Below are 23,633 nucleotides of genomic sequence, written 5' to 3' on the forward strand. Positions count from 1 at the left end.
AACGCTGGAATAATCATGAATTATCAGAACGACGATTTACGCATTAAAGAGATCAACGAGTTATTACCGCCAGTCGCATTGCTGGAAAAATTCCCCGCTACTGAAAATGCCGCAAACACGGTGGCTCATGCCCGTAAAGCGATTCATAAAATTCTGAAAGGAAGCGATGATCGCCTGTTAGTGGTAATTGGGCCGTGCTCTATTCATGATCCGGCAGCCGCTAAAGAGTACGCCGCCCGCCTGCTGGCGCTGCGCGAAGAGTTAAAAGGCGAGCTTGAAATTGTCATGCGCGTCTATTTTGAAAAACCGCGAACCACCGTCGGCTGGAAAGGGCTTATCAACGATCCGCATATGGACAACAGCTTCCAAATCAACGATGGGCTGCGCATTGCACGTAAATTGCTGCTGGATATCAATGATAGCGGATTGCCGGCTGCGGGTGAGTTCCTCGATATGATCACGCCGCAATACCTTGCCGATCTGATGAGCTGGGGCGCGATTGGGGCTCGTACCACTGAATCTCAGGTACACCGCGAGCTGGCATCAGGTCTGTCTTGCCCGGTTGGTTTTAAAAACGGTACCGATGGCACGATCAAAGTTGCGATTGATGCAATCAACGCAGCAGGGGCGCCACACTGCTTCCTGTCTGTAACCAAATGGGGTCATTCGGCGATCGTAAATACCAGCGGTAACGGCGATTGCCATATTATTTTGCGCGGGGGCAAAGAACCTAACTACAGCGCTCAGCACGTTGCCGATGTGAAAGAAGGTCTGATCAAAGCAGGGCTCTCTGCACAAGTGATGATCGACTTTAGCCATGCCAACTCCTGCAAGCAGTTCAAAAAGCAGATGGATGTTGCGAAAGACGTTTGCGGGCAAGTCGCTGGTGGAGAAAAAGCGATTATTGGCGTGATGATCGAAAGCCATCTGGTCGAGGGTAATCAGAACCCGGATAGCGGCGAGCCGCTGACCTACGGTAAGAGCATCACTGACGCCTGCATTGGCTGGGAAGACACCGATGCGGTCTTACGCCAACTGGCAGAAGCGGTAAAAGCACGCCGCGGGTAAAAACGCATCCGGGCTACGCTCGGTAGGCCGGATAAGGCAACGCCACTATCTGGCAATAAAAAAGCGTGGAGCATTCCACGCTTTTTTCGTTTGACCCGGGATGAAAATTACTTCGCTTTACCCTGGTTCGCAACGGCTGCCGCTTTTGCTGCGATCTCGTCAGCGTTACCCAGATAGTAGTGTTTGATCGGTTTGAAGTTTTCGTCGAACTCATATACCAGCGGTACGCCGGTCGGAATGTTCAGTTCAAGGATCTCATCTTCGCCCATGTTATCCAGGTATTTAACCAGCGCACGCAGAGAGTTACCGTGAGCGGCGATAATCACACGCTCACCGCTTTTCATGCGCGGCAGAATAGTTTCGTTCCAGTAGGGGATAACGCGATCGATGGTCAGCGCCAGGCTTTCGGTAACCGGTAACTCTTTGTCGGTCAGCTTCGCATAACGCGGATCGTGACCCGGATAACGCTCGTCATCTTTGGTCAGTTCCGGTGGCGTTACCGCAAAGCCGCGACGCCATTGTTTAACCTGCTCGTCACCGTATTTTTCAGCGGTTTCAGCTTTGTTCAGACCCTGCAGCGCGCCGTAATGACGTTCGTTCAGTTTCCAGGATTTCTCAACCGGCAGCCAGGCCTGATCCAGTTCGTCCAGTACGTTCCACAGGGTGTGAATGGCACGTTTCAGCACAGAGGTATAAGCAAAATCGAAGCTGTAGCCTTCCTCTTTCAGCAGTTTACCTGCCGCTTTTGCTTCGCCCACACCTTTCTCGGACAGATCAACGTCATACCAACCGGTAAAACGGTTCTCGTTGTTCCACTGACTTTCACCGTGACGTACCAGAACCAGCTTAGTTACAGCCATACACTCACTCCTATAAATCATATTTAATGATAATAATTCTCATTATATTGCCGTAATGCGTCAGCGGCAATCCTTACGCATAACCATAGCGAAAATAGCGCCACAGTGTAAGGTTCTTGTGAACTCAAGGTTGCGATTTTGTCTTTGAACGGTGGGGATTTGAGCGGTTCTACTGTGATAAACAAGCAACAGGCCCGATACGTTACGTCATCGGGCCTGGGAGGGGGGGAACGATTAAGCTGGAATAAACCGGTATTCCGTCACGCTGGCGTACTCTTCGCCAGGACGCAGGAAGCAGTCTGGCTGCGGCCATTCCGGATGGTTCGGGCTGTCCGGCAGGAACTCGCTTTCCAGCGCCAGACCTTGCCAGTCGGCGTAGGCATCAGGACCACGGGATGGCGTACCGCCGAGGAAATTCCCGGAATAAAACTGTAATGCCGGGGCGGAGGTGTAGACCTCCATCTGCAGTTTTTCATCCTGGGACCACAGTCGAGCGACCGGCGTATGCGTATTGCCCTGTGCCTGGAGCAGGAAGGCGTGATCGTAACCTTTTACCTTGCGCTGATCGTCATCGGCAAGAAATTCACTGCTGATGATCTTAGGCGTACGGAAATCGAAAGTGCTACCAGCGACGGATTTCAGTCCGTCGTGCGGGATGCCCATTTCATCAACCGGCAAGTACTCGTCGGCGAGGATTTGCAGCTTGTGTTGGCGCACATCCGTTTTGTCACCGTCGAGGTTGAAATAAACGTGATTCGTCAGATTCACCGGGCAGGGCTTATCGACCGTGGCGCGGTAGGTTATCGAAATACGATTATCGTCAGTCAGGCGATACTGCACGGTAGCGCAAAGATGGCCAGGGAAGCCCTGATCGCCATCGTCGGACGTTAAGGCGAACAGCACCTGGCGGTCATTTTGATTGACTATCTGCCAGCGACGTTTGTCGAAACCGTCCGGCCCGCCGTGCAGCTGGTTGTCGCTCTGACTTGGTATTAATTCAACGGTTTCGCCAGCAAAGGTATAACGGCTGTTGGCGATACGATTAGCGTAGCGACCAATCGAAGCCCCCAGAAATGCAACCTGTTCCGGGTATTGTTCCGGGCTGGCGCAACCGAGTAATGCTTCGCGCACGCTACCATCGCTGAGCGGAATACGCGCAGAGAGTAGGGTCGCGCCCCAATCCATCAGCGTGACCACCATCCCTGCGTCATTGCGCAGGGTGAGCAGGCGAAACGGCTGACCGTCCGGAGCCTGCACGGGGATTTCGTTTAACATTGTCCGGCTCCTTGAGAAGGTTTGCAGACGTAGAATGTTTCTTTAATTCCAGTTTTTGCTTCGTACTGCTCAGCGACAGCTTGCTGTACGGCTGGCACCAAATCTTGCGGGATCAGCGCCACTATACAGCCGCCGAAGCCGCCGCCGGTCATGCGTACACCGCCTTTATCGCCAATGGTCGCTTTGACAATCTCAACCAGCGTATCAATTTGCGGCACGGTAATTTCAAAGTCATCGCGCATTGAGGCGTGAGATTCCGCCATCAGTTGGCCCATACGCAGCAGGTCGCCTTTTTCCAGCGCCTGTGCTGCTTCAACGGTACGCGCATTTTCCGTGATCACGTGGCGAACGCGTTTGGCGACGATCGGATCCAATTCGTGGGCGACGGCGTTAAACGCTTCAAGGTTAACATCACGCAGCGCTGGCTGCTGGAAGAAACGAGCGCCGGTTTCACACTGTTCGCGACGGGTGTTGTATTCGCTACCGACCAGCGTACGTTTAAAGTTACTGTTGATGATCACCACCGCTACGCCCTCAGGCATAGAAACTGCTTTGGTGCCAAGCGTTCGGCAGTCGATCAGTAGCGCATGATCTTTCTTACCAAGTGCCGAGATCAACTGATCCATAATGCCGCAGTTACAGCCGACAAACTGGTTTTCAGCTTCCTGACCGTTCAGGGCAATCTGCGCGCCGTCGAGCGGCAGATGATAGAGCTGCTGGAATACCGTACCCACAGCAACTTCCAGCGAGGCAGAAGAACTTAACCCCGCGCCCTGTGGGACGTTACCGCTGATCACCAGATCAGCGCCGCCAAAGGTGTTATTGCGCTTTTGCAGATGTTTCACTACGCCACGCACGTAGTTTGACCACTGCTGGCTGTCGTGGGCGATAATCGGCGCATCAAGCGAGAACTCATCAATCTGATTGTCGTAATCAGCGGCGATCACGCGGACTTTTCGATCGTCGCGTGCCGCACAACTGATAACGGTTTGATAGTTGATGGCGCAAGGCAGAACGAAGCCGTCGTTATAATCGGTATGCTCGCCGATCAGGTTTACACGACCCGGTGCCTGAATAGTATGGGTGGCAGGGTAGCCAAATGTTTCTGCAAACAGAGATTGTGTTTTTTCTTTCAGACTCATTATTTAAACTCCGGATTCGCGAAAATGGATGTCGCTGACCGCACGCAGTCGTTCAGCCGCTTGTTCTGCCGTCAGGTCGCGCTGGGTTTCTGCCAGCATTTCATATCCGACCATAAATTTACGCACAGTCGCGGAACGCAGCAGCGGCGGATAAAAGTGTGCATGCAACTGCCAGTGTTGGTTTTCTTCACCGTTAAACGGTGCTCCGTGCCAGCCCATGGAGTAGGGGAATGAACACTGGAACAGATTGTCGTAACGACTGGTCAGTTTTTTCAACGCCAGCGCCAGGTCAGCACGCTGTTCGTCGCTCAAATCGGTAATACGCAGCACATGCGCTTTCGGCAGCAGCAGCGTTTCGAACGGCCACGCGGCCCAGTAAGGCACAACCGCCAGCCAGTGCTCGGTTTCTACGACCGTACGACTGCCGTCCGCCAGTTCGCGCTGGACGTAATCAACGAGCATTGGCGCGCCTTGTTCGGCGAAGTACGCTTTCTGCAGGCGATCTTCACGTTCGGCTTCGTTAGGCAAAAAGCTGTTGGCCCAAATTTGTCCGTGTGGGTGCGGGTTCGAGCACCCCATCGCTGCGCCTTTATTCTCAAATACCTGCACCCAGGGATAGGTTTTCCCTAAGTCTTCGGTCTGCTCCTGCCACGTTTTTACGATTTCTGTCAGTGCAGGGACGCTGAGTTCCGGCAACGTTTTGCTGTGATCGGGTGAGAAGCAAATCACGCGGCTGGTACCGCGCGCGCTCTGGCAGCGCATCAACGGATCGTGACTGTCCGGCGCGTCGGGGGTATCGGACATCAGCGCCGCAAAGTCATTGGTAAAGACATAGGTCCCGGTGTAATCCGGGTTTTTGTCGCCGGTAACGCGCGTATTGCCAGCGCACAGGAAGCAGTCCGGGTCATGTGCAGGTAGTACCTGCTTAGACGGAGTTTCCTGCGCCCCTTGCCACGGGCGTTTGGCGCGATGCGGTGATACGAGGATCCACTGCCCGGTGAGCGGGTTAAAACGGCGGTGTGGATGATCGACAGGATTGAATTGCGTCATGATTGGTCCTTAATCCGAATATCCCTGTGGGTGGCGTGACTGCCAGTGCCAGGTATCTTGTGCCATTTCATCCAATGTGCGGGTCACGCGCCAGTTGAGCTCGCGATCGGCTTTGCTGGCATCAGCCCAGTAGGCCGGAAGATCGCCTTCACGGCGCGGGGCGAAGTGGTAATTCACCGGTTTACCACAGGCTTTGCTGAAGGCGTGGACCACGTCCAGCACGCTGCTGCCGATGCCTGCACCGAGGTTATAAATATGCACACCCTGAATGCCTGCCAGTTTTTCCATGGCGGCAACGTGGCCGTCGGCGAGATCCATCACATGGATGTAGTCGCGTACGCCGGTGCCATCTTCAGTAGGGTAGTCATTGCCAAATATGGCAAGAGACTCGCGGCGGCCAACGGCAACCTGCGCGATGTAAGGCATCAGGTTGTTTGGAATACCTTGCGGATCTTCCCCCATATCTCCTGACGGATGAGCGCCAACAGGGTTAAAGTAGCGCAGCAGGGCAATGCTCCAGTCGGGCTGAGCTTTTTGCAGATCGGTCAGGATCTGTTCCACCATCAGCTTGCTTTTGCCGTACGGACTTTGTGGCGTGCCGGTGGGGAAGCTTTCAACGTAAGGAATTTGCGGCTGATCGCCATAGACGGTCGCGGAGGAGCTGAAAATGAAGTTTTTCACGTTGGCTGCGCGCATTGCATTCACCAGACGCAGAGTGCCGTTGACGTTGTTGTCATAGTACTCCAGCGGCTTGGCAACGGATTCTCCAACGGCTTTTAAACCGGCAAAATGGATGACCGTATCAATGGCATGATCGTGCAGAATTTCGGTTATCAGCGCTTCGTTACGGATGTCTCCTTCCACGAAGGTCGGATGCTTGCCGCCTAAACGCTCAATGACGGGCAGTACGCTGCGCTTGCTGTTGCAGAGATTATCCAGGATCACCACCTCGTGACCGTTTTTCAGCAACTGCACGCAAGTGTGGCTTCCAATGTAACCGCTACCACCTGTAACCAATACTCTCATAATTCGCTCCGTTAAGCCTATGGTATGCAATAACCATAGCATAACAAAGATGCGAAAAGTGTGACACGGAATAAATTAGTGGAATCGTTTACACTCCAAGATTTTCACTCGATGCTGCTGGTTAATTTATTATAAATCATTATGTTAGGTCGTTATTTCAGCGATTGTCTGAAAAAAAAGCAGAAAAAAGGGAGTGATAAACGCCCTGGCATGAAAATTAACGCAGAGAGGTTTGTCGATAAGCGTAGATATCTCCCTCGGGTACAAACTCTAGCCGATGGGTAATGCAGGCCGGGGCATCTTCGGCGTGATGAGAGACGAACAAAAGCTGAGTTTCGCCTTCACCGATCAGGACATCCACAAACCGACGGATCAGTTGGCGGTTGAGCGGATCTAATCCTTGCAAGGGTTCATCGAGGATCAGCAATGTAGGATGTTTCACCAGAGCACGAACAATCAATGCCAGCCGCTGCTGTCCCCAGGAAAGACTATGAAATGGAGCATCCGCGGTACGTTTATCGATGCCAAGAATATCCAGCCACTTTTGTACCAGCTTGTGCTGCCTGTCGGAGACGGCCTGATAAATGCCGATTGAATCGAAATAACCGGAGAGAATAACGTTGCGAACTGTTGTACTTACCCGGTAATCCAAATGCAGGCTGCTGCTGACATAGCCAATGTGTTTTTTGATATCCCAGATAGTTTCACCGCTGCCCCGGCGTCGGCCAAACAGGGTCAGGTCGTTGCTATATCCCTGGGGATGATCGCCGGTGATTAAACTGAGCAGGGTTGATTTCCCCGCACCGTTGGGGCCGACGATTTGCCAGTGTTCCCCCGGATTTACCCGCCAGCTCAGATGATGCAGGATAGGGCGATCGTTATACGAGACGGTGCCATCGTTAAGCACAATGCGCGGCTCGTTATCTGACAATGTGTGGCGTACTGAAGGCTCATCCGGCTCGGGTAACTGGATGCCTTCCAGCCGCTCGCTATGGGCAAGCTGAGCGATTAATGCCTGTTGCAGAAGGTCGATTTTTGCGCCGGTTTCCGTCAGTGTGCAATCGGCAAGCACGCCGGCAAACTGCACGAATTCGGGAATTTCATCAAAGCGATTAAGCACCAGTACCAGCGTTAAACCGGCCTGGTGCAGCTCATCGAGCAGTTGTGCTAACTGGCGGCGGGACGCGACGTCCAGCCCGTCAAAGGGTTCATCAAGGATCAGCAAATCTGGCGTGGACATTAATGCCTGGCAGAGCAGAGTTTTGCGTGTTTCACCGGTGGAAAGGTATTTGAAACGCCTGTTGAGTAGGGCTGAAATGCCAAACTGCTGCGCCAGCGCAGCGCAGCGGGCGGGATCGTTGACCTCATCCTGAATGATTTCTGCGGTGGTGCGCCCTGTGTCGTCTTCACCGGGACTAAGAAGGTCGGTGTTGTTCCGCTGCCACTCGTTGCTGACCAGCTTTTGGAGCTGCTCAAAGGAGAGTCGGGTAATACGTGTGAACTGGCAGCGGCGTTCGCCTTTCAGGAGCGGCAACTCGCCCGCCAGCGCGCGGGCCAGCGCAGATTTCCCGCTACCATTAGATCCAACAAACGCCCAGCTATCACCCGCGTTTAACGTCAACGCATCTAACTGGAGCGTTTTTGTGTCGCTAAGACGAAACATGCCTTGCGAAATTTGCAACGATGACATTTTGTATCCCATTATTTGCAGCGATGAATAACAGGGATACGTGTTCTTCGGGCTGATGTCAATCAACTCAGCACAGCGTGGCGATAATCACTCTATCAGCATTAAAATATGCTGTGACGTTAGCGCCTTCAGTTAATGTGTGGGTCTGATCTATCGGCAACGTCGCGCAGAGCGTCTGGCCATCTGGCAACGTCATCAGCACTTCACACTGTTCCGCACCGCGTTCAATATGGCTAATCGTGCCCTGCAACTGGTTATCGGCAGCCTGAGCGATGGCGTCGTCCTGAGTGATTCCCACCCACGGCGCTTTCAGCAAAATCAGTACTTCTTTGCCTTCCTCAAGACCCAGACGCTCGCCGCTTTGCGCAGTGATTGCCACTTTCAGGCGCGTTTCGCCATCGGCCAGCAGGACGTCAACATGCTGCTGGACCTGATCGTGGTCGCGAGCGGTAATGGTGCCAAACCACTGGTTACGGGCGCTGGTTTGCAGTGAAAAACGCGAGATAGCTGCCAGCAGGCTGTTGAGCGGTAGCGCATCGTCATCGCTCAAAACATCAAAAGCTTTTTGTTGGATTTGCGCCAGTAAATCATATAACTGGATTAAACGTTGGCCATAGCGCGTTAACACCGCGCCACCGCCGCCTTTACCGCCTGTGGCACGTTCAACCAGCGTCTGCTCGCTGAGCTGGTTCATTTCGTTAATCGCATCCCAGGCGCTTTTGTAGCTGATACCTGCATCCTTCGCGCCCTGACTGATGGAACCGGAAAGCGCAATGTGCTTAAGCAGAGAAATGCGACGGGGATCAGCAAACAGTTTTTGCTGAAGTTTCAGCGTAAGAAGGATTTCGGCCTGCATCACAAGCTCCTGGCAAAAAAGGGTATTGTGACGGAAAACCGTGCCTGAGCAAAGCCGACCGCACAAAAGGGGAGTGCTTTTCTGCGTTATGTGGTTAGAATACAACTAAGGACTATATCTGGAGTTGACCATGTTAGAGTTATTGAAAAGTCTGGTATTCGCCGTAATCATGGTACCTGTGGTAATGGCCATCATTCTGGGTCTGATTTACGGACTGGGTGAAGTGTTCAACATTTTCTCCGGTATCGGCCAGAAAGACCAGTCCAGACAGAATCATTGATTCCCCAAACGCCCGCTCAGTCGGGCGTTTATATTTTTTGCCTTCCTACTCGTTTTCTCTCGCTACAGTTTCTCAAGATCCTGCTTTCCCTGCCGATATTTTCTTTGTGTAACCTCTAATTGGTATCAATAACCACTGGGAAAATCCTGGTTTAATCGTTATATTTGCGCCTACATAACGAAACGCAAAGGAGTTACAGATGGCACGTACATGGTTACGCTTGTTTGCAGGGGCAACTCTTTCTCTTACTGTTGCCGGACATGCGCTGGCGGATGAAGGAAAGATTACCGTTTTCGCAGCGGCTTCGCTGACCAACGCGATGCAGGACATTGCAACGCAATATAAAAAAGAGAAGAACGTTGATGTTGTCTCCTCTTTTGCTTCTTCTTCCACACTGGCGCGTCAGATTGAAGCAGGCGCACCGGCCGATCTGTTTATTTCTGCCGATCAGAAATGGATGGACTACGCGGTAGACAAGAAGTCGATTGATACCGCAACGCGTGAAACGCTGTTGGGTAACAGCCTGGTGGTGGTTGCGCCGAAAGCCAGCGCACAGAAAGACTTCACCATCGACAGCAAAACCAACTGGACCAGTCTGTTGAACGGTGGACGCCTGGCTGTTGGCGATCCGGAACATGTTCCGGCAGGCATTTATGCCAAAGAAGCGCTGCAAAAACTGGGTGCATGGGATACCCTGGCCCCGAAACTGGCTCCTGCTGAAGACGTGCGCGGTGCGCTGGCGCTGGTAGAGCGTAACGAAGCGCCGCTGGGGATCGTCTATGGTTCTGACGCCGTCGCCAGCAAGGGCGTAAAAGTTGTGGCGACCTTCCCGGAAGATTCGCACAAAAAAGTGGAATACCCTATCGCGATTGTTGATGGGCACAAAAACGCAACGGTTAGCGCGTTCTATGATTACCTGAAAGGACCGCAGGCTGCTGAAATCTTTAAACGTTATGGATTTACGACCAAGTAATGATACTGACCGATCCTGAATGGCAGGCCGTTATACTGAGCCTGAAAGTTTCTTCCCTGGCCGTGTTGTTTAGTCTGCCATTTGGGATCTTCTTTGCCTGGCTACTGGTGCGATGCAAGTTCCCAGGCAAAGCGCTGCTCGACAGCGTACTGCATTTGCCGCTGGTTCTGCCGCCTGTGGTGGTGGGGTATCTGCTGTTGGTCTCTATGGGACGGCGCGGATTCATTGGCGAATGGCTGTACGACTGGTTTGGCATCACTTTTGCCTTTAGCTGGCGTGGGGCGGTGCTGGCCGCTGCGGTGATGTCCTTCCCGCTCATGGTGCGGGCTATTCGTTTGGCGCTGGAAGGTGTCGACGTCAAGCTGGAGCAGGCGGCCCGCACACTGGGAGCCGGACGCTGGCGCGTCTTTATGACCATTACGTTACCGCTGATGCTGCCCGGCATTATTGTTGGTACGGTGCTGGCGTTTGCGCGTTCCCTTGGGGAATTCGGCGCAACCATTACCTTTGTTTCCAACATTCCTGGTGAAACCCGCACCATTCCTTCGGCGATGTATACCCTGATCCAAACCCCCGGCGGCGAAAGCGCGGCGGCGAGGTTATGTATCATTTCCATTGTGTTGGCGCTGATTTCGCTGCTGATTTCTGAATGGCTGGCGCGTATTAGCCGTGAGCGGACGGGGCGATAATCATGCTTGAACTTAATTTCTCCCAGACGCTGGGGACGCATTGTCTGACGCTCAACGAAACGCTGCCAGCCAGCGGCATCACCGCTATTTTTGGCGTTTCCGGTGCGGGCAAAACCTCACTGATTAACGCCATCAGTGGTCTGACGCAGCCGCAGTCCGGGCGCATCGTGCTCAACGGTCGGGTGTTAAACGACGTCGAGAACGGTATCTGTTTAACGCCGGAAAAACGCCGGGTGGGCTATGTTTTCCAGGACGCGCGCCTGTTCCCGCACTATAAAGTGCGCGGCAACCTGCGTTACGGTATGGCGAAAAGCATGGCCGGACAGTTTGATAAGCTGGTGGCGTTGTTGGGCATTGAACCGCTGCTTGACCGTCTGCCAGGCGGTCTTTCTGGCGGTGAAAAGCAGCGTGTCGCCATCGGTCGGGCGCTGCTGACCGCGCCTGAGTTATTGCTGCTTGATGAGCCGTTAGCCTCTCTGGATATACCGCGTAAACGCGAACTGCTGCCTTATCTGCAACGCCTGGCGCGGGAAATTAATATTCCGATGCTGTACGTCAGCCACTCGCTTGATGAGATTTTGCACCTGGCAGATAAAGTGATGGTGCTGGAAAACGGGCAGGTCAAAGCGTTTGGTTCGTTGGAAGATATCTGGGGCAGCAGCGTGATGCACCCCTGGCTGCCTAAGGAACAGCAAAGCAGTATTCTGAAAGTCAGCGTGCTGGAACATCATCCACACTACGCGATGACCGCGCTGGCGCTTGGCGATCAGCATCTGTGGGTCAACAAGCTGGAGCAACCGCTGCAAACCGCGCTGCGTATTCGTATTCAGGCCTCTGATGTTTCATTGGTACTGCAACCGCCGCAACAGACCAGTATTCGTAATGTTCTCCGGGCAAAAGTCGCGCAATGCTATGACGACAACGGTCAGGTGGAAGTTCAGCTTGAGGTGGGCGGTAAGACGCTGTGGGCGAAGATCAGCCCATGGGCCAGGGATGAACTGGGTATCAAACCTGGCCTGTGGCTGTACGCGCAAATTAAGAGCGTATCGATTACCGCCTGATTACAGCAGGTGAGAGTAGATAAATTTCGCGATGCTGTCGGTGGTGTTATCACCAATCACGATGTTGGCGCGTGCTTTGACCGCGTCATCCGCGTTGCCCATGGCTACGCCGGTGCCTGCGGCTTCCAGCATGCTGATATCGTTAAAGTTATCGCCAAAGGCAATCACGTTTTCCATTGACCCGCCCTGTGCTTCTATCCACTGGGTCAAGCGTCGTCCTTTACTGTTGCCTTTACGGGCAATGTCGACCTGATCGTGCCAGGACCATTCACACTCCAGCCCCAGATGTTGCTCGACATACCGGCCAAACTGCTGCAGTTTCGGAATATCTTCGTCGGTCAGAGCAAATTTCCAGACGGCGTTAACGTCATGCGCCGCCTGCGCCAGCGAAGGAACCTGGGTGAAGGTCGGGCGCTGTTCCGGCGGCAGCGTTTGTGCCCAGTTAGCAGTACGCACTACATGCCCGGTAGGGCGCTCATACAGCATGGCCTCATCCACATACATCAGCCCGTGGATCTGATGTTCATCCAGCATTTCGATCAGCTGTAATGCCTGGTCTACCGGAAGGGGATCGGATTCCAGCACCTTTTTTGCTTGATAATCATACAAATAGGTACCGTTACAGCAAATTGCAGGTGTATCCAGCGCCAGTGCCTGATAAAAAGGATGAATAGCAACGTGATGGCGACCTGTGACAATGATAAGTTGGTAGCCTGCTTCTCTGGCGCGCGAGAGCGCTTCGAGAGAGGATGGCAGCAAGGTTTTTTTCGGGGTCAAGAGGGTACCGTCTAAATCCAGGGCAATCACGCGTGCGGTCATAGGTTTATCCAGATTAATGTTGAGAATTATGTCTGTTGGAATGGTACACCGAGACGGGAGCCGGACAAAATTCTGAGCCTTAATTAAGCATTCACCGTTAAAAGCGTCTACCTTAGGCGTGTGTCAGGCAATTGCAGCCACCTGCCAAAAAGCAAAGGAGTATTCATGAAGCAAACCGTTTATACCGCCAGCCCTGAAAGTCAGCAAATCCACGTCTGGAGCCTGAATCACGATGGTTCTCTGACGCTGACACAGGTGGTTGATGTGCCGGGTCAGGTACAGCCGATGGTCGTCAGCCCGGATAAGCGTTACCTCTATGTTGGCGTGCGCCCGGAGTTTCGCGTGTTGGCTTATCGTATTGCGCCTGATGACGGTGCGCTGACCTTCGCGGCAGAGTCTGCGCTGCCGGGTAGCCCGACGCATATTTCTACCGATCATCAGGGACGTTTCGTGTTCGTGGGTTCTTATAACGCTGGCAGCGTGAGCGTCACGCGTCTGGAAGATGGTCTGCCGGTGGAACTGGTTGACGTGGTTGAGGGTCTGGATGGTTGCCACTCAGCCAACATCTCTCCGGATAACCGTACCCTGTGGGTTCCGGCGTTGAAACAGGATCGTATCTGCCTGTTTGACGTAAGCGATGATGGCCATCTGGTCGCGCAGGAACCGGCTGAAGTGACTACCGTGGAAGGCGCGGGCCCGCGTCATATGGCGTTCCATCCGAATAAGCAATATGCCTACTGTGTGAACGAGCTGAACAGCTCTGTTGATGTCTGGGAGCTGAAAGATCCGTACGGCAAAATTGAGTGTGTGCAGACGCTGGATATGATGCCTGCAGATTTCGCTGATACCCGTTGGGCAGCAGATATTCATATCACACCTGATGGGCGTCATCTGTATGCCTGTGATCGCACCGCCAGCCTGATTACAGTCTTTAGCGTGTCTGAAGACGGTAGCGTGCTGACTAAAGAGGGTTTCCAGCCTACCGAAACTCAGCCACGTGGTTTTAATATCGATCACAGCGGAAAATACCTGATTGCCGCCGGGCAAAAATCGCACCATATCGCGGTGTATAAGATTGCAGGCGAACAAGGACTGTTGACAGAGAACGGTCGTTACGCGGTTGGACAAGGCCCGATGTGGGTGGTGGTTAACGCGTACTAACAATAGCGACGCCCGTTAGCGGGCGTCGCTATCTTTAAGATTGATTGCAAATACTTTTGCTGTTTCTGCTTGTTTAATTCCCTTCTACAGTAGGCTGGACTTGCGTTTCTGCTGACGATTTAGTTTCTTCCTTTTTTCTGCATTAAATATCACTGAATTTTTGCGTAAAAATTTTTCGGAAAATGGAGCGTTTTTTGAAATTTTCCATTCAAAGCATATGAGATTCTATACGGTGAAAAGAATAGATTCTGCATATATGCTTGCTGTGATTTATTCAAAACATTGATAGTTAAATGGATTATTTTCTGGGGGATAATATGAGCGAAATTTATTTATTGAATGCTGGAAGCCAATGTCGCGCTGTACCTGAAGTACAAAATTCAATTCCGAAACAATTACACAGAAACAAAACGGTAGACAACTTTAGGGATAACATTCAATCTGTATCTAATCTATCAGGCCAAAAACTTTCCAGAGCCGAAACATGTCACACCATTCGACGTCTTTCTGATTGTCGACCGAAAAGTGAAGCTACGGCGACTATTAATGTGCCTCTAAAATCGCAGGTTAGTGTCATGGGAACCTTGACCCTTGATTCTGGCAGCGGTGATGGCAAGGGTACCCTTAATTTACATGTACCAGCTAAACATGTTGGTAATGCTCTGGTCCACTATTCCTTGGTCGAGAAGGATGATGGGACTACATTTGCCAGAACGTTAGACAGAAAAGAGAGAATGACACTCATTGCTGAAAGTGCCACCGATAGTAAAGGAAATAAATTAATTAGTACTAAAGGAATTCAATATAACGGCAAGACCATTTCATGGGATAATATAATTGCCTGGCAGGAGCCTGAGGTAAAATATAGTACTTTTGACAAGCCAAATAATATTGCGAATTTAAAGTTATTTATCCGTGAGAAAAGCCAGAATATCATTCTTAACGAAAATAATGCACTTCCTCTCGGCGTGTTATATGGAAAAGAATCTTTAGAGACACACTTCCCCACACTTTTGGATACATCAAAATATTCTCAAGAGAATAAAGTCAGTGAATATGTAAAATCTCTTGTTCATGAATTTGGCAGTGGTGTTCCTGCCAGGGTTATAGGTATAGGAATAGATGCTGATGTTAAGGAGTTTTTTGGAAAGGATAAGCTGTATCATTTGCAGAATAATATCAATTCAATGTTCCGTAACTCTAATGGTAAAAATTGGGAAGCGCTACAACAAAGTAAACGCCATGCAGATTCTCAGGCTCTGACGCGGTCTACGGCTAAAAAACATTACGCGAAAGGGATTGATGCACTGTGTGCGGACTGGTCTGCAAAATCCATGGAAGGCTGGACAGATAAAGATAAACTTCGTTGTGCAGTTATTGAGAATCTTGTTAAAGAGGGTTATCTTAAATTTATATCTAAAGCTGATGGGGAGAAATATCTTCCTACGATTTATAATGGTGAAAAATTCAAGCTGTATATTAATACTGTTTACGCTGGCTCTGACTATCAAACCGCTCTGAGTAACATGGTGAACAGTAATAATTTTAGCGGAATACAAGATATTAAGCTGGTATCTTCGAGAGCGGATAATATCAAGAGTGCTATTTCCAGTCTGGAGGAACTGGCATCGCTAAACCCTAAAAAAATTAAGAGTGAACTGAAACGAAAGGAAAAGGAGTTACTCAATCATCTGGAGCATAATGGCATCACGGATGATGATGCCAAAACTTTAGAATATGGACAAGAGATTGGTAAACTAGCCAGACAGTTGAATCTGTTAAAAAATAAAGCATATCGTAAAGAAATTATCTCACTTAAAATAGAGTTGAAAAATATCACCGGAGCAGAACCCGGTAGTATGGCGAGTATGGTTGCAGAGTGCCTTAAAAAAAATAATGTAGAGTATGAGTTTTCTCAGAAAGGTATTGATACACTCAGGGAATTGAGAGATAGCAAGATATCTGGGCTTCACGAACTTAAAAACAAATATGAGCGAGAAAGTTCAAGACAGCAAATTGCCTGGCTGGATAACCACATTGAGTCTTTTGCAGTTAAAGATGCTATAAAAGACTTCTCTGTCGTGAGGTCATACTACCATGACTTATCGCCGAAAGATAAAGTTCTTTTTTTACAACAAGAATCTGCTATGGCATGGGATAAGTATGCCTCGTATTCAAGTAAAGAACATACATCGGGCAACAGGGAGTTAGCCAGAAAATATCATCATCTGGCAATTACCAGAGAAAGTCAGTTGAAGTATTTGCTTTCGTCAATAGAAAAAATGGTCGATATAAAAGGTGCCGCTTTTACATTTTCATCTCATGCGCTTAGAGAGATCAGCACGCTTAATGACGATAAATTAACTTCTGTAAACGGAATGGCGCTAAGCCATCATCAGAATAAAGAATCTAAAGAACAATGTCGCGCAACTGAGAAACAGGCAAAAAGAGTTAATGAGTTTCTAAAATGGGCTAGTGATTTACCGCAAAATGCAAAAACTAACGCTACAGTAGGGCAACCCAGTCAGCCTGAAGCGAGTGAGCATATTGTTGATACACAGACAACTGAAGCTGTAGTGAATCAAGCCAGTGAGCCAGACCTGTTTATCGATATGTTGTCAAACGAAGAAGAAATGGGGCGAGCCAGTGAATCTGTAGAGGATACACTGATTGTAGGGTTAAATTCTGGTAAAGAAACCATTGTATCAAATACATCTACAGTATCGACTGGTTCAACTGTTCCTGTGGAGCCGAATACTCCTGAGTTTAAAATAACATTTAATAATGAAGTATATACGTTAAAAAATGTAAATGCTCTTGAGGAAATGGCAAGGAAAACCTCTGATAGAGCAGAAAAAAAAGAGATGCTTAAAGAAATTGAACGGCAAAAGTCAATTTTTAAAAAAATTAGTATCCCCTATGATGGTGTTGAGTTTACTGAAAAAGGTATGTGTGTCACTAAGTTGGAAAAGCAAGGAGATGCAGAACATAAAAAATTTCTTAAGGTCGAGGTTAAATATTTTTATGACTCCAATGGTAAGCTCGATGAACTTGCAACAGAATATAAACCAATATCTGGCAATGGGGATCTTAAAATACCGGGGGTGAATGGTAAGATTTATACTATTCCTGGTTGTATTTATAAGAAATATGAGAGAGGGTTGGCTGCTTCTCATTTCTATGAGTATTTTAAGCAAGTAGAGGAGGCAAAAACAACCCGTTCTTCACATGAAGGTTTTATCGAATATATTGATTCATTAATAAATGAAAACAGATTTGATTATATAAGAAGCATGACACCATCGGAATTGGATGATTTTCGCGAGCAAGTTGGAGGTATATCTCAGCAAAAGCTGATAGATAGTACTACTAGCAAGATCGAAAGCTATTTTAAGCCGCAAATAGCGGAAAATGAAAATAATCCTGGTCAGGAGAACATTATCAGTATTAATTCTGGTAATAGAATTCCCATTATCAATAGTGAGACTAAAGGTCTTGATCCGAGATTAATGACCATTGTCAATAAGTTTCCGGGTGTTTTTGAAGAATATAAAAATAATGGCAATAACTTTTCAAGCAAAGTTATTTCTGAGTTTTGCAAAAGTAATGAGAGTGAAGTTAGAAATATTCTTGCAGAAAATTATATTGAGTTGAAGAGTGAAGGCGGAATTTTTCTTCGTTTTATGGCAGATCTTTTATTTGTTGCATCCAGGGTAGACTCAGGTGCTCCTTATCTATTGAAGGATGAATCAACCGTACAAATAAAATCGCTATTATCTCCCGACGTTGAAGGTTTCCGTTCAAATGGACTAACATCTATAAAGTTTAAAAATGGAGTTGATTTGCCACTAAATGAATTATTTGTTAAAAAAAGATATAGTGGGGCAGATGTTACTATCGATGTGAAAAATAAATTTAATTACCCCATTATTAATGAAACGACAAGTTTTAAAGATAAATTTATGTGGCAAGAGGAAGTAAAAACCAGTGTTAACAATTCAAGAGTATTACTTGATGTTGTTGTTCCCACTGGTCGTATTGCGCAGGAAGTTATTAAAAATGATGATATCAGTGAGGTGAATATTGAATCTCAACTTTATAAATATGATCTTTCAATACTTGAAAAAATGGGGGTAGATAAAACTCAATTTGTTGAGGTGATTAATAATTTTAGATTAAAGAACAGCGGTTTGTTGGAGGTTTATCAAGATGAAAAATATAATTGTGATAATTCTGACGGCAACTCCTACTTTGATTTTAAAATGATTGAAACTAACTCGGATTTCAAGAAGAAATTTAATCAATTTTTTGGAGAAAAGTACTCAGACCCATCACTGGGTAGCATTTCTGCATTTGGTGATAATGAGATAAGTGACGATCTGTCGGATGTGGCGAGACCTAGAGATTATCTTGATGATATGATTGATGCTCTTGTACAAGATGACAATGTTTCACTACCTAAAACGGGTACGGATAAACCCACAGCAGCTGTTTCTGTGGAATCCATGTTGTCACCGGTAAGCGAGAATATTTCGCAGGAGTTGCCGCTGCGAACCTTGGCGCCGTCTCAATCATTGCAAGAAAATAATGTAATTGGCAAAACGATGAGTGGCCGGGAAATCCGCCGTCTACAGGAGTCCTCCCGTTCGCGTGTCAACAACAGCAATGAAATTTATATTCAAAAAAATGAAAAAGTAGTAGAAAATAGCCAGAATACCGACAAAATTAAACGTCATGATGAATCCGTGATATCAACAGATGGTGTGCACCAGTCTCAAAAAGTCAAAGAGACAGTAAATGCACCAAGTTCCGATTTGACGCCTGAAAAATCGCTATCGATTGGTACAAACCTCAAATTATTAATTGGTGATAATGGTAAATATTCATTTTCGCCAGATATTCCAAAGGGATCTGTTCAGTCAATAGACGGCCTCCAGTCTTGGCGAGTGTCTTCTCTACAAAATAAGGTCGATAGCGTTGCTTTTATGGAGCTTTATCATGACCAATTTGTTGATAAAGTTCTCAATTCAGATTTAAAAGATGAAATACTTACTCAAGCTCTTATTCGCTATGTGAAAATAAATATAAATGAAAGTGCAAGTAAATATATAAATAAACATAAAAATAAAACTGATATTTTTAAAGTTGCTAGCTATAAATTGACACCAAGCAAGTCTATTAAGGCTATTGCCCCCAATTTTAATAGGAAAGAAAAAATTGATGCTATGGCTAATATTCTGAAATCAAAGGCTGAATATTTATTGCACAGTAATGAGTTTGCTAATGTAATCCATGACATGGAAGTGCCGAGCGATAAAAAAAATAGTCTGGTGAACATTAAGGCGAGTTATGAAGATTTTTTGTCTATGTATCGTCGTATGCTAGTAGGACCAGGGGGGTTAATACCTGATGAGGGGCTTGCATATCGTATATATAATGGATGTCTTCAGGTAGTAAGAATAAAAGACAATGCTATTACGTCAACCAGTTACAGTCTTTCTGAAGGGACAAAGCCCAAGGAACTGTTTATCCCAAATCTAGTGACTACTAATATGACTATTGAAACCCACGATGCTACTGTTTTAAGTACATTCTTAGATGCTAAAGTTACACCTATGACTGACCCTGCCTTTATAAAGGAGTTATCAATGGATAAATTGATGTCAGATATGTTAGAGCTGGCAAAGAAGCAAGAGCATGATAGGATTGATACACAACTTGATGATAACGATCCACATGTTTTGGAGCCATCATTGAGTAATGAAAATGAAACTGCCGCTGTACAGCCTGCAGATGATTTACTTCAAAGCAAGACTCCAGAACGCGGACTCAGCAGAAAAGAACTCAACCGCCTTTACAGCAACCGGCCAGTGCTGGCGCAATAAAAAGAGTGACATATTCAGGGATGGCGGTAAGCCATCCCTTTTCGCTGTTACTGCTTCGGCTCGGCAACCACTTTGCTACCGATACCGCGGTTGTTGTATTCCCACATGCGGTTGAAGTTGGTGTCGTTCAGGTTGCGCTGGATTTCACCTTTGTCATCTTCCGCACCGGTATTACCGGCAAACGGGCGTTTTGCGATAACGCTGTCAGCCCATGGTTTTGCCATGTTAAAGCCTTCGTTAATCACGCTGTCACGGATAACGACCTGACCGTTAGTGTTGGAATCGACATCCAGCGATCGGCCTAACTGCGCCACGCCATCGCCGCTTGCCGTGAAGCGGCTATTAATCGCCAGGAAACCGTAGTAGATGTTTGACAGAGTAGCCGGTGCGAACACGTAACCTTCCTGCTGCGTACGGGAATTCACAACACGGAAATCGGTGTTCTCGAACACCACGGCGCCACGACCAGAAACGATATCCACATCACCTTCAATGTAACTGTTGGTTACCAGCGTGCGAGGCTGACGATCGTTTTCCAGACGGTTTTGTACGCCGCTGTTGGTTACAAAGAACGTATTCTGACGACCCAGAATATTGACCTTGTTGATCTGCACTTTATCACCATCGGTACGCAGCGCAACGGCCGGGTGGTTGCCTGCATCAACGCTATCACCCAGGTTGTTTTCGATGGTCAGGTTCTGCAATTGCAGACCGTTGTTTTGCGACCAGACGACGGCAGAACACATCACACCAATATTTGTGCCACGTTTGTTCTGGCAATTATCAAACATATACCACGCAGGTTTACCCGGCATATATTTACCGCCTGGGTTCACCGTACGACGCCAGTCTGCGGTGCTCATGTCACCGTCAATGGCCTGGCCAATTTTTACATCCAGCGGTTTTTCGCCCATACCGTACAGCGTCAGGCTACCCGTTGCTGCCGGGATGTATACCGTGCCCTGATACTCGCCCGGCATAATCGCGATGTACTGACGTTTGTTCGTACGTTTGATAATTGCCGCATCCACCGCAGCCTGAATGCTGGTATGGGTTACGCCCTGAGTGCCTGCCGGGCCAACGACGAAGTCAGGTTGTGCAGGCAGAGAAATTGAAGAAGGGCTCCATGGCGCGGTGTTTGGCGTCAGCGCGGAAAAATAGTGCGCAGCAACGAAGTTTTTCGCTTCATTGGCCGACAAGATCGGGCGCGAAGAGGTACCTGGCGCGGTCTGATCGGAAGGAATTTGATCGGGCGGCGTAGAGCTACAGGCGGTCAGCGTCACGCCAAAAGCCATTGCCAGCGCCAGACGGGAAACTGATGATATATTCACAGGTTGCTCCGGGCTTTGAAAGTTATCCATTAAAGCCTGCTTTTTTATACTAAGTTGAGCGAAACGGGAAGGCGAAAAGGTAAAAAGTTGTTTTTTATCGCAGCAATGTCTGGCGCGGAGAGTCTTTATATCACAAATAGATAACAATTATGGCTCTTCAGGTTGACAACATCCCTATAATAAAAAATAAATGTCTATACAACCTATGACAAGTGGTGAGTCGAATGCAGCAATTCTTCCCTGATGATGTTATCTGGCGCAATGTTCGTCTGGCGACTATGGATCCTGAACGTGGTACCCCATATGGGCTGGTGGATGGTCATGCGCTGATCGTCCGCCAGGGCAAGATTCGCGATATCGTCCCGGAATCATCGTTATATCTCACACATGACAATACTTTTGATATGCAGGGCCGGCTGATTACGCCTGGCCTGATTGATTGCCATACGCATCTCGTCTTTGGCGGAAACCGCGCAGGTGAATGGGAGCAGCGGTTAAATGGTGTCTCCTACCAGCAGATAAGCGCTCAGGGTGGGGGGATCAATGCCACCGTATCGGCGACCCGCAGCGCCACGGATGAACAACTCTTACACGTAGCCCATCAGCGGATGGAACAGCTGATCAAAGAAGGTGTTACGCTGTTGGAAATAAAATCCGGCTACGGCCTGGATTTGCCGACAGAAGAGAAAATATTGCGCGTGGTGGCAGCGCTGGCGGCAGAGAATATCGTTGAAATCAGCCCGACGCTGTTGGCTGCGCATGCGACGCCAACGGAATTCAGGGATGATCCTGACGGCTATATTACGCTGGTGTGCGAGACCATTTTGCCGCAGCTGTGGGAACAAGGGCTGTTTGAGACCGTTGATCTGTTCTGTGAAAGCGTTGGTTTTTCGTTGGCGCAGAGTGAGCGGGTGTTTCAGGCTGCGCAGGCGCTGGGCATCCCGATTAAAGGCCATGTCGAACAACTGTCATTGCTTGGCGGCGCACAGTTGGTAAGCCGCTACCACGGGCTATCCGCCGATCATATTGAATACCTCGATGAAGCAGGCGTGGCGGCAATGAGCCAAAGCGGTACGGTCGGCGTGCTGCTGCCCGGCGCATTCTATTTCCTCAAAGAGCAGCAGCGCCCACCGGTAGCGTTGCTGCGTCAATATCAGGTACCGATGGCGGTAGCGACAGATTTTAACCCCGGTACCAGCCCGTTTATCAGCCTGCACTGGGCGATGAATATGGCCTGCGTTCAGTTTGGCTTAACGCCGGAAGAAGCATGGGCGGGCGTAACCCGTCATGCGGCCCGGGCGCTGGGGCGTCACGACACCCACGGTCAATTGAAGGCCGGGTTTGTGGCCGATTTTGTGGTGTGGGATGCCACACTTCCTGTTGAGATCCTGTATGAACCAGGACGCAACCCGCTCTACCAACGCGTATTCAAAGGACAAATAGCATGACTCACTGGCAACCTGCTTCACCTGCGCTATGGCAGGGACGTGATGACCGGGCCGAATCGCCGAATGCGCTGCGCCTGTTTCAGACTATCACCCAGAGCCCGACGTTTAGCCCAGAAATGTATCGCGAGCAGATAGCGTTGCTCGGGTTTGCCTGCGACGAAGGTGTTAAACGTAATCAGGGGCGCACGGGAGCTGCCGGAGCGCCCGATGTGCTGCGCAAGGCGCTGGCGAATTTAGCCAGCCACGATGGGCATCATCGACTGGTGGATCTGGGAAATATTGTGGCGCAGGCCCCCGATCTTGAGGGCGCGCAGCAGGCGCTACACAATGCGGTACAGCGTTGCCAGCAGGAAAATATGCGCACCTTTGTTCTGGGGGGCGGACACGAAACCGCATATGCCCATGGCGCAGGTGTGCTGGACGCGTTCCCGCAGGCGAAAGTGGGGATAGTCAACTTCGATGCGCATCTCGATTTGCGCCATGCCGGGCAGGCTACATCCGGTACGCCGTTTCGCCAGCTGGCGCAGCTTTGCGATGAACAACAGCGTGAATTTCACTATGCCTGTATCGGCGTCAGCCGGGCGGCAAACACCCAAGCGCTTTGGGATGAGGCCCAGCGGCTCGGTGTGACCATAGTGGAGGATCTGCATTGTGATACGGCGCAGGCGCAGTTAGCGCAGTTCATTGCCAATCTGGATGTCATCTATCTGACAATCGACCTCGACGTGCTGCCGGTGTGGGAAATGCCCGGTGTGTCGGCCCCCGCCGCGCTTGGCGTACCGTTGGCGACGCTGCTGAGACTGATTGAGCCTCTGTGTCGTAGCGGTAAACTACAGGCGGTGGATATGGTTGAATTTAATCCACGCTTTGACGATGATGGCAGGGCGGCGCGGGTTGCGGCGCGATTAGGCTGGCAAATCGCCCACTGGTGGCACTGACATACCTGATGGCGTTGCGCTTATCAGGTTCGGGTAATGCCTGTAAACTGTACCCACTCACATTTTCAGCTTAAGGAAGGC

18 protein-coding genes are annotated in these 23,633 nt (G+C 49.4%); 9 read left to right on the forward strand and 9 right to left on the reverse strand.

Features of this window, described 5'->3' with window-relative positions; all coding sequences use genetic code 11:
• Positions 1–15: 15 nt before the first annotated feature.
• The gene (gene aroG / locus OGV89_RS19300; RefSeq protein ID WP_003022997.1) at positions 16–1,068 is read left to right on the forward strand and encodes a 3-deoxy-7-phosphoheptulonate synthase AroG; all 1,053 of its coding nucleotides are present in this window, start codon (positions 16–18) and stop codon (positions 1,066–1,068) included.
• Between the two features lie 107 nt (positions 1,069–1,175).
• On the opposite strand, the gene gpmA is transcribed toward aroG, so the two are convergent.
• The 7 genes from gpmA to modE all read right to left on the reverse strand — a co-directional run bounded on the left by gpmA (position 1,176) and on the right by modE (position 8,967).
• Complete coding sequence (gene gpmA, locus OGV89_RS19305) at positions 1,176–1,928, reverse strand: 2,3-diphosphoglycerate-dependent phosphoglycerate mutase (protein ID WP_003022999.1); 753 nt, start codon at positions 1,926–1,928, stop codon at positions 1,176–1,178.
• 234 nt (positions 1,929–2,162) lie between these two features.
• The gene (galM, locus tag OGV89_RS19310) at positions 2,163–3,203 is read right to left on the reverse strand and encodes a galactose-1-epimerase (protein ID WP_003845359.1); all 1,041 of its coding nucleotides are present in this window, start codon (positions 3,201–3,203) and stop codon (positions 2,163–2,165) included.
• Complete coding sequence (gene galK / locus OGV89_RS19315) at positions 3,197–4,345, reverse strand: galactokinase (RefSeq protein ID WP_049002444.1); 1,149 nt, start codon at positions 4,343–4,345, stop codon at positions 3,197–3,199. The genes galM and galK overlap by 7 nt, the downstream gene beginning before the upstream one ends.
• A gap of 3 nt (positions 4,346–4,348) precedes the next feature.
• Positions 4,349–5,395, reverse strand: coding sequence for a galactose-1-phosphate uridylyltransferase (galT, locus tag OGV89_RS19320; protein WP_003837102.1), 1,047 nt, complete (start codon positions 5,393–5,395; stop codon positions 4,349–4,351).
• Between the two features lie 9 nt (positions 5,396–5,404).
• Positions 5,405–6,421 (reverse strand): UDP-glucose 4-epimerase GalE, encoded by a 1,017-nt coding sequence (galE, locus tag OGV89_RS19325; RefSeq protein WP_003837100.1) that lies wholly within the window; start codon positions 6,419–6,421, stop codon positions 5,405–5,407.
• 217 nt (positions 6,422–6,638) lie between these two features.
• Entirely contained in the window at positions 6,639–8,111 is a 1,473-nt protein-coding gene (gene modF / locus OGV89_RS19330) for a molybdate ABC transporter ATP-binding protein ModF (RefSeq protein WP_286559142.1), read from the reverse strand.
• Positions 8,112–8,178: 67 nt separating this feature from the next.
• Positions 8,179–8,967, reverse strand: coding sequence for a molybdenum-dependent transcriptional regulator (gene modE, locus OGV89_RS19335; RefSeq protein ID WP_003023018.1), 789 nt, complete (start codon positions 8,965–8,967; stop codon positions 8,179–8,181).
• A gap of 130 nt (positions 8,968–9,097) precedes the next feature.
• Here modE and OGV89_RS19340 point away from each other — a divergent pair, with 130 nt between their 5' ends.
• The 4 genes from OGV89_RS19340 (at position 9,098) to modC (ending at position 11,970) form a co-directional block, all read left to right on the forward strand.
• Positions 9,098–9,247, forward strand: a complete 150-nt coding sequence (locus tag OGV89_RS19340) for an AcrZ family multidrug efflux pump-associated protein (protein ID WP_003023026.1) — start codon at positions 9,098–9,100, stop codon at positions 9,245–9,247.
• Between the two features lie 199 nt (positions 9,248–9,446).
• Complete coding sequence (gene modA / locus OGV89_RS19345) at positions 9,447–10,220, forward strand: molybdate ABC transporter substrate-binding protein (protein WP_003023029.1); 774 nt, start codon at positions 9,447–9,449, stop codon at positions 10,218–10,220.
• Entirely contained in the window at positions 10,220–10,909 is a 690-nt protein-coding gene (modB, locus tag OGV89_RS19350; protein WP_003023032.1) for a molybdate ABC transporter permease subunit, read from the forward strand. Before modA ends, modB begins: the two co-directional genes overlap by 1 nt.
• 2 nt (positions 10,910–10,911) lie before the next feature.
• A complete protein-coding gene (modC, locus tag OGV89_RS19355; RefSeq protein WP_286559145.1) occupies positions 10,912–11,970 on the forward strand; it encodes a molybdenum ABC transporter ATP-binding protein ModC in 1,059 nt (352 codons plus the stop codon).
• Here modC and OGV89_RS19360 read toward each other — a convergent pair whose 3' ends face one another.
• Positions 11,971–12,789: a pyridoxal phosphatase gene (locus OGV89_RS19360; protein WP_048216686.1), complete on the reverse strand. Its 819-nt coding sequence runs from the start codon at positions 12,787–12,789 to the stop codon at positions 11,971–11,973.
• Positions 12,790–12,954: 165 nt separating this feature from the next.
• On the opposite strand from OGV89_RS19360, the gene pgl reads away from it, so the two are divergent.
• Both pgl and OGV89_RS19370 read left to right on the forward strand, forming a co-directional pair.
• Entirely contained in the window at positions 12,955–13,950 is a 996-nt protein-coding gene (gene pgl, locus OGV89_RS19365; protein ID WP_003023041.1) for a 6-phosphogluconolactonase, read from the forward strand.
• 317 nt (positions 13,951–14,267) lie between these two features.
• Positions 14,268–19,835 (forward strand): hypothetical protein, encoded by a 5,568-nt coding sequence (locus OGV89_RS19370; protein ID WP_286559147.1) that lies wholly within the window; start codon positions 14,268–14,270, stop codon positions 19,833–19,835.
• Positions 19,836–19,882: 47 nt separating this feature from the next.
• On the opposite strand, the gene OGV89_RS19375 is transcribed toward OGV89_RS19370, so the two are convergent.
• Positions 19,883–21,166 (reverse strand): putative acyl-CoA thioester hydrolase, encoded by a 1,284-nt coding sequence (locus OGV89_RS19375; protein ID WP_003837077.1) that lies wholly within the window; start codon positions 21,164–21,166, stop codon positions 19,883–19,885.
• A gap of 224 nt (positions 21,167–21,390) precedes the next feature.
• Between OGV89_RS19375 and hutI the strand changes: the two genes are divergently transcribed.
• Together hutI and hutG are read left to right on the forward strand one after the other, a co-directional pair.
• Positions 21,391–22,614 carry an imidazolonepropionase gene (gene hutI, locus OGV89_RS19380; protein WP_032938576.1) on the forward strand — a complete coding sequence of 408 codons (1,224 nt, stop codon included), beginning with the start codon at positions 21,391–21,393 and terminating at the stop codon, positions 22,612–22,614.
• Positions 22,611–23,552 carry a formimidoylglutamase gene (gene hutG, locus OGV89_RS19385; RefSeq protein WP_199998447.1) on the forward strand — a complete coding sequence of 314 codons (942 nt, stop codon included), beginning with the start codon at positions 22,611–22,613 and terminating at the stop codon, positions 23,550–23,552. Before hutI ends, hutG begins: the two co-directional genes overlap by 4 nt.
• The last annotated feature ends 81 nt before the right edge of the window (positions 23,553–23,633 follow it).

The organism is Citrobacter sp. Cf125 (genome assembly GCF_030333935.1).
GTDB lineage: Bacteria > Pseudomonadota > Gammaproteobacteria > Enterobacterales > Enterobacteriaceae > Citrobacter > Citrobacter freundii.

Coding starts and splice junctions, on each gene's coding strand:
- modE (WP_003023018.1), bottom strand. CDS start 8,967: ATGCAGGCCGAAATCCTTCTTACGCTGAAACTTCAGCAAAAACTGTTT.
- modB (WP_003023032.1), top strand. CDS start 10,220: ATGATACTGACCGATCCTGAATGGCAGGCCGTTATACTGAGCCTGAAA.
- galM (WP_003845359.1), bottom strand. CDS start 3,203: ATGTTAAACGAAATCCCCGTGCAGGCTCCGGACGGTCAGCCGTTTCGC.
- modC (WP_286559145.1), top strand. CDS start 10,912: ATGCTTGAACTTAATTTCTCCCAGACGCTGGGGACGCATTGTCTGACG.
- modA (WP_003023029.1), top strand. CDS start 9,447: ATGGCACGTACATGGTTACGCTTGTTTGCAGGGGCAACTCTTTCTCTT.
- aroG (WP_003022997.1), top strand. CDS start 16: ATGAATTATCAGAACGACGATTTACGCATTAAAGAGATCAACGAGTTA.
- modF (WP_286559142.1), bottom strand. CDS start 8,111: ATGTCATCGTTGCAAATTTCGCAAGGCATGTTTCGTCTTAGCGACACA.
- hutG (WP_199998447.1), top strand. CDS start 22,611: ATGACTCACTGGCAACCTGCTTCACCTGCGCTATGGCAGGGACGTGAT.
- hutI (WP_032938576.1), top strand. CDS start 21,391: ATGCAGCAATTCTTCCCTGATGATGTTATCTGGCGCAATGTTCGTCTG.
- galE (WP_003837100.1), bottom strand. CDS start 6,421: ATGAGAGTATTGGTTACAGGTGGTAGCGGTTACATTGGAAGCCACACT.
- OGV89_RS19340 (WP_003023026.1), top strand. CDS start 9,098: ATGTTAGAGTTATTGAAAAGTCTGGTATTCGCCGTAATCATGGTACCT.
- galK (WP_049002444.1), bottom strand. CDS start 4,345: ATGAGTCTGAAAGAAAAAACACAATCTCTGTTTGCAGAAACATTTGGC.
- gpmA (WP_003022999.1), bottom strand. CDS start 1,928: ATGGCTGTAACTAAGCTGGTTCTGGTACGTCACGGTGAAAGTCAGTGG.
- OGV89_RS19370 (WP_286559147.1), top strand. CDS start 14,268: ATGAGCGAAATTTATTTATTGAATGCTGGAAGCCAATGTCGCGCTGTA.
- galT (WP_003837102.1), bottom strand. CDS start 5,395: ATGACGCAATTCAATCCTGTCGATCATCCACACCGCCGTTTTAACCCG.
- pgl (WP_003023041.1), top strand. CDS start 12,955: ATGAAGCAAACCGTTTATACCGCCAGCCCTGAAAGTCAGCAAATCCAC.
- OGV89_RS19360 (WP_048216686.1), bottom strand. CDS start 12,789: ATGACCGCACGCGTGATTGCCCTGGATTTAGACGGTACCCTCTTGACC.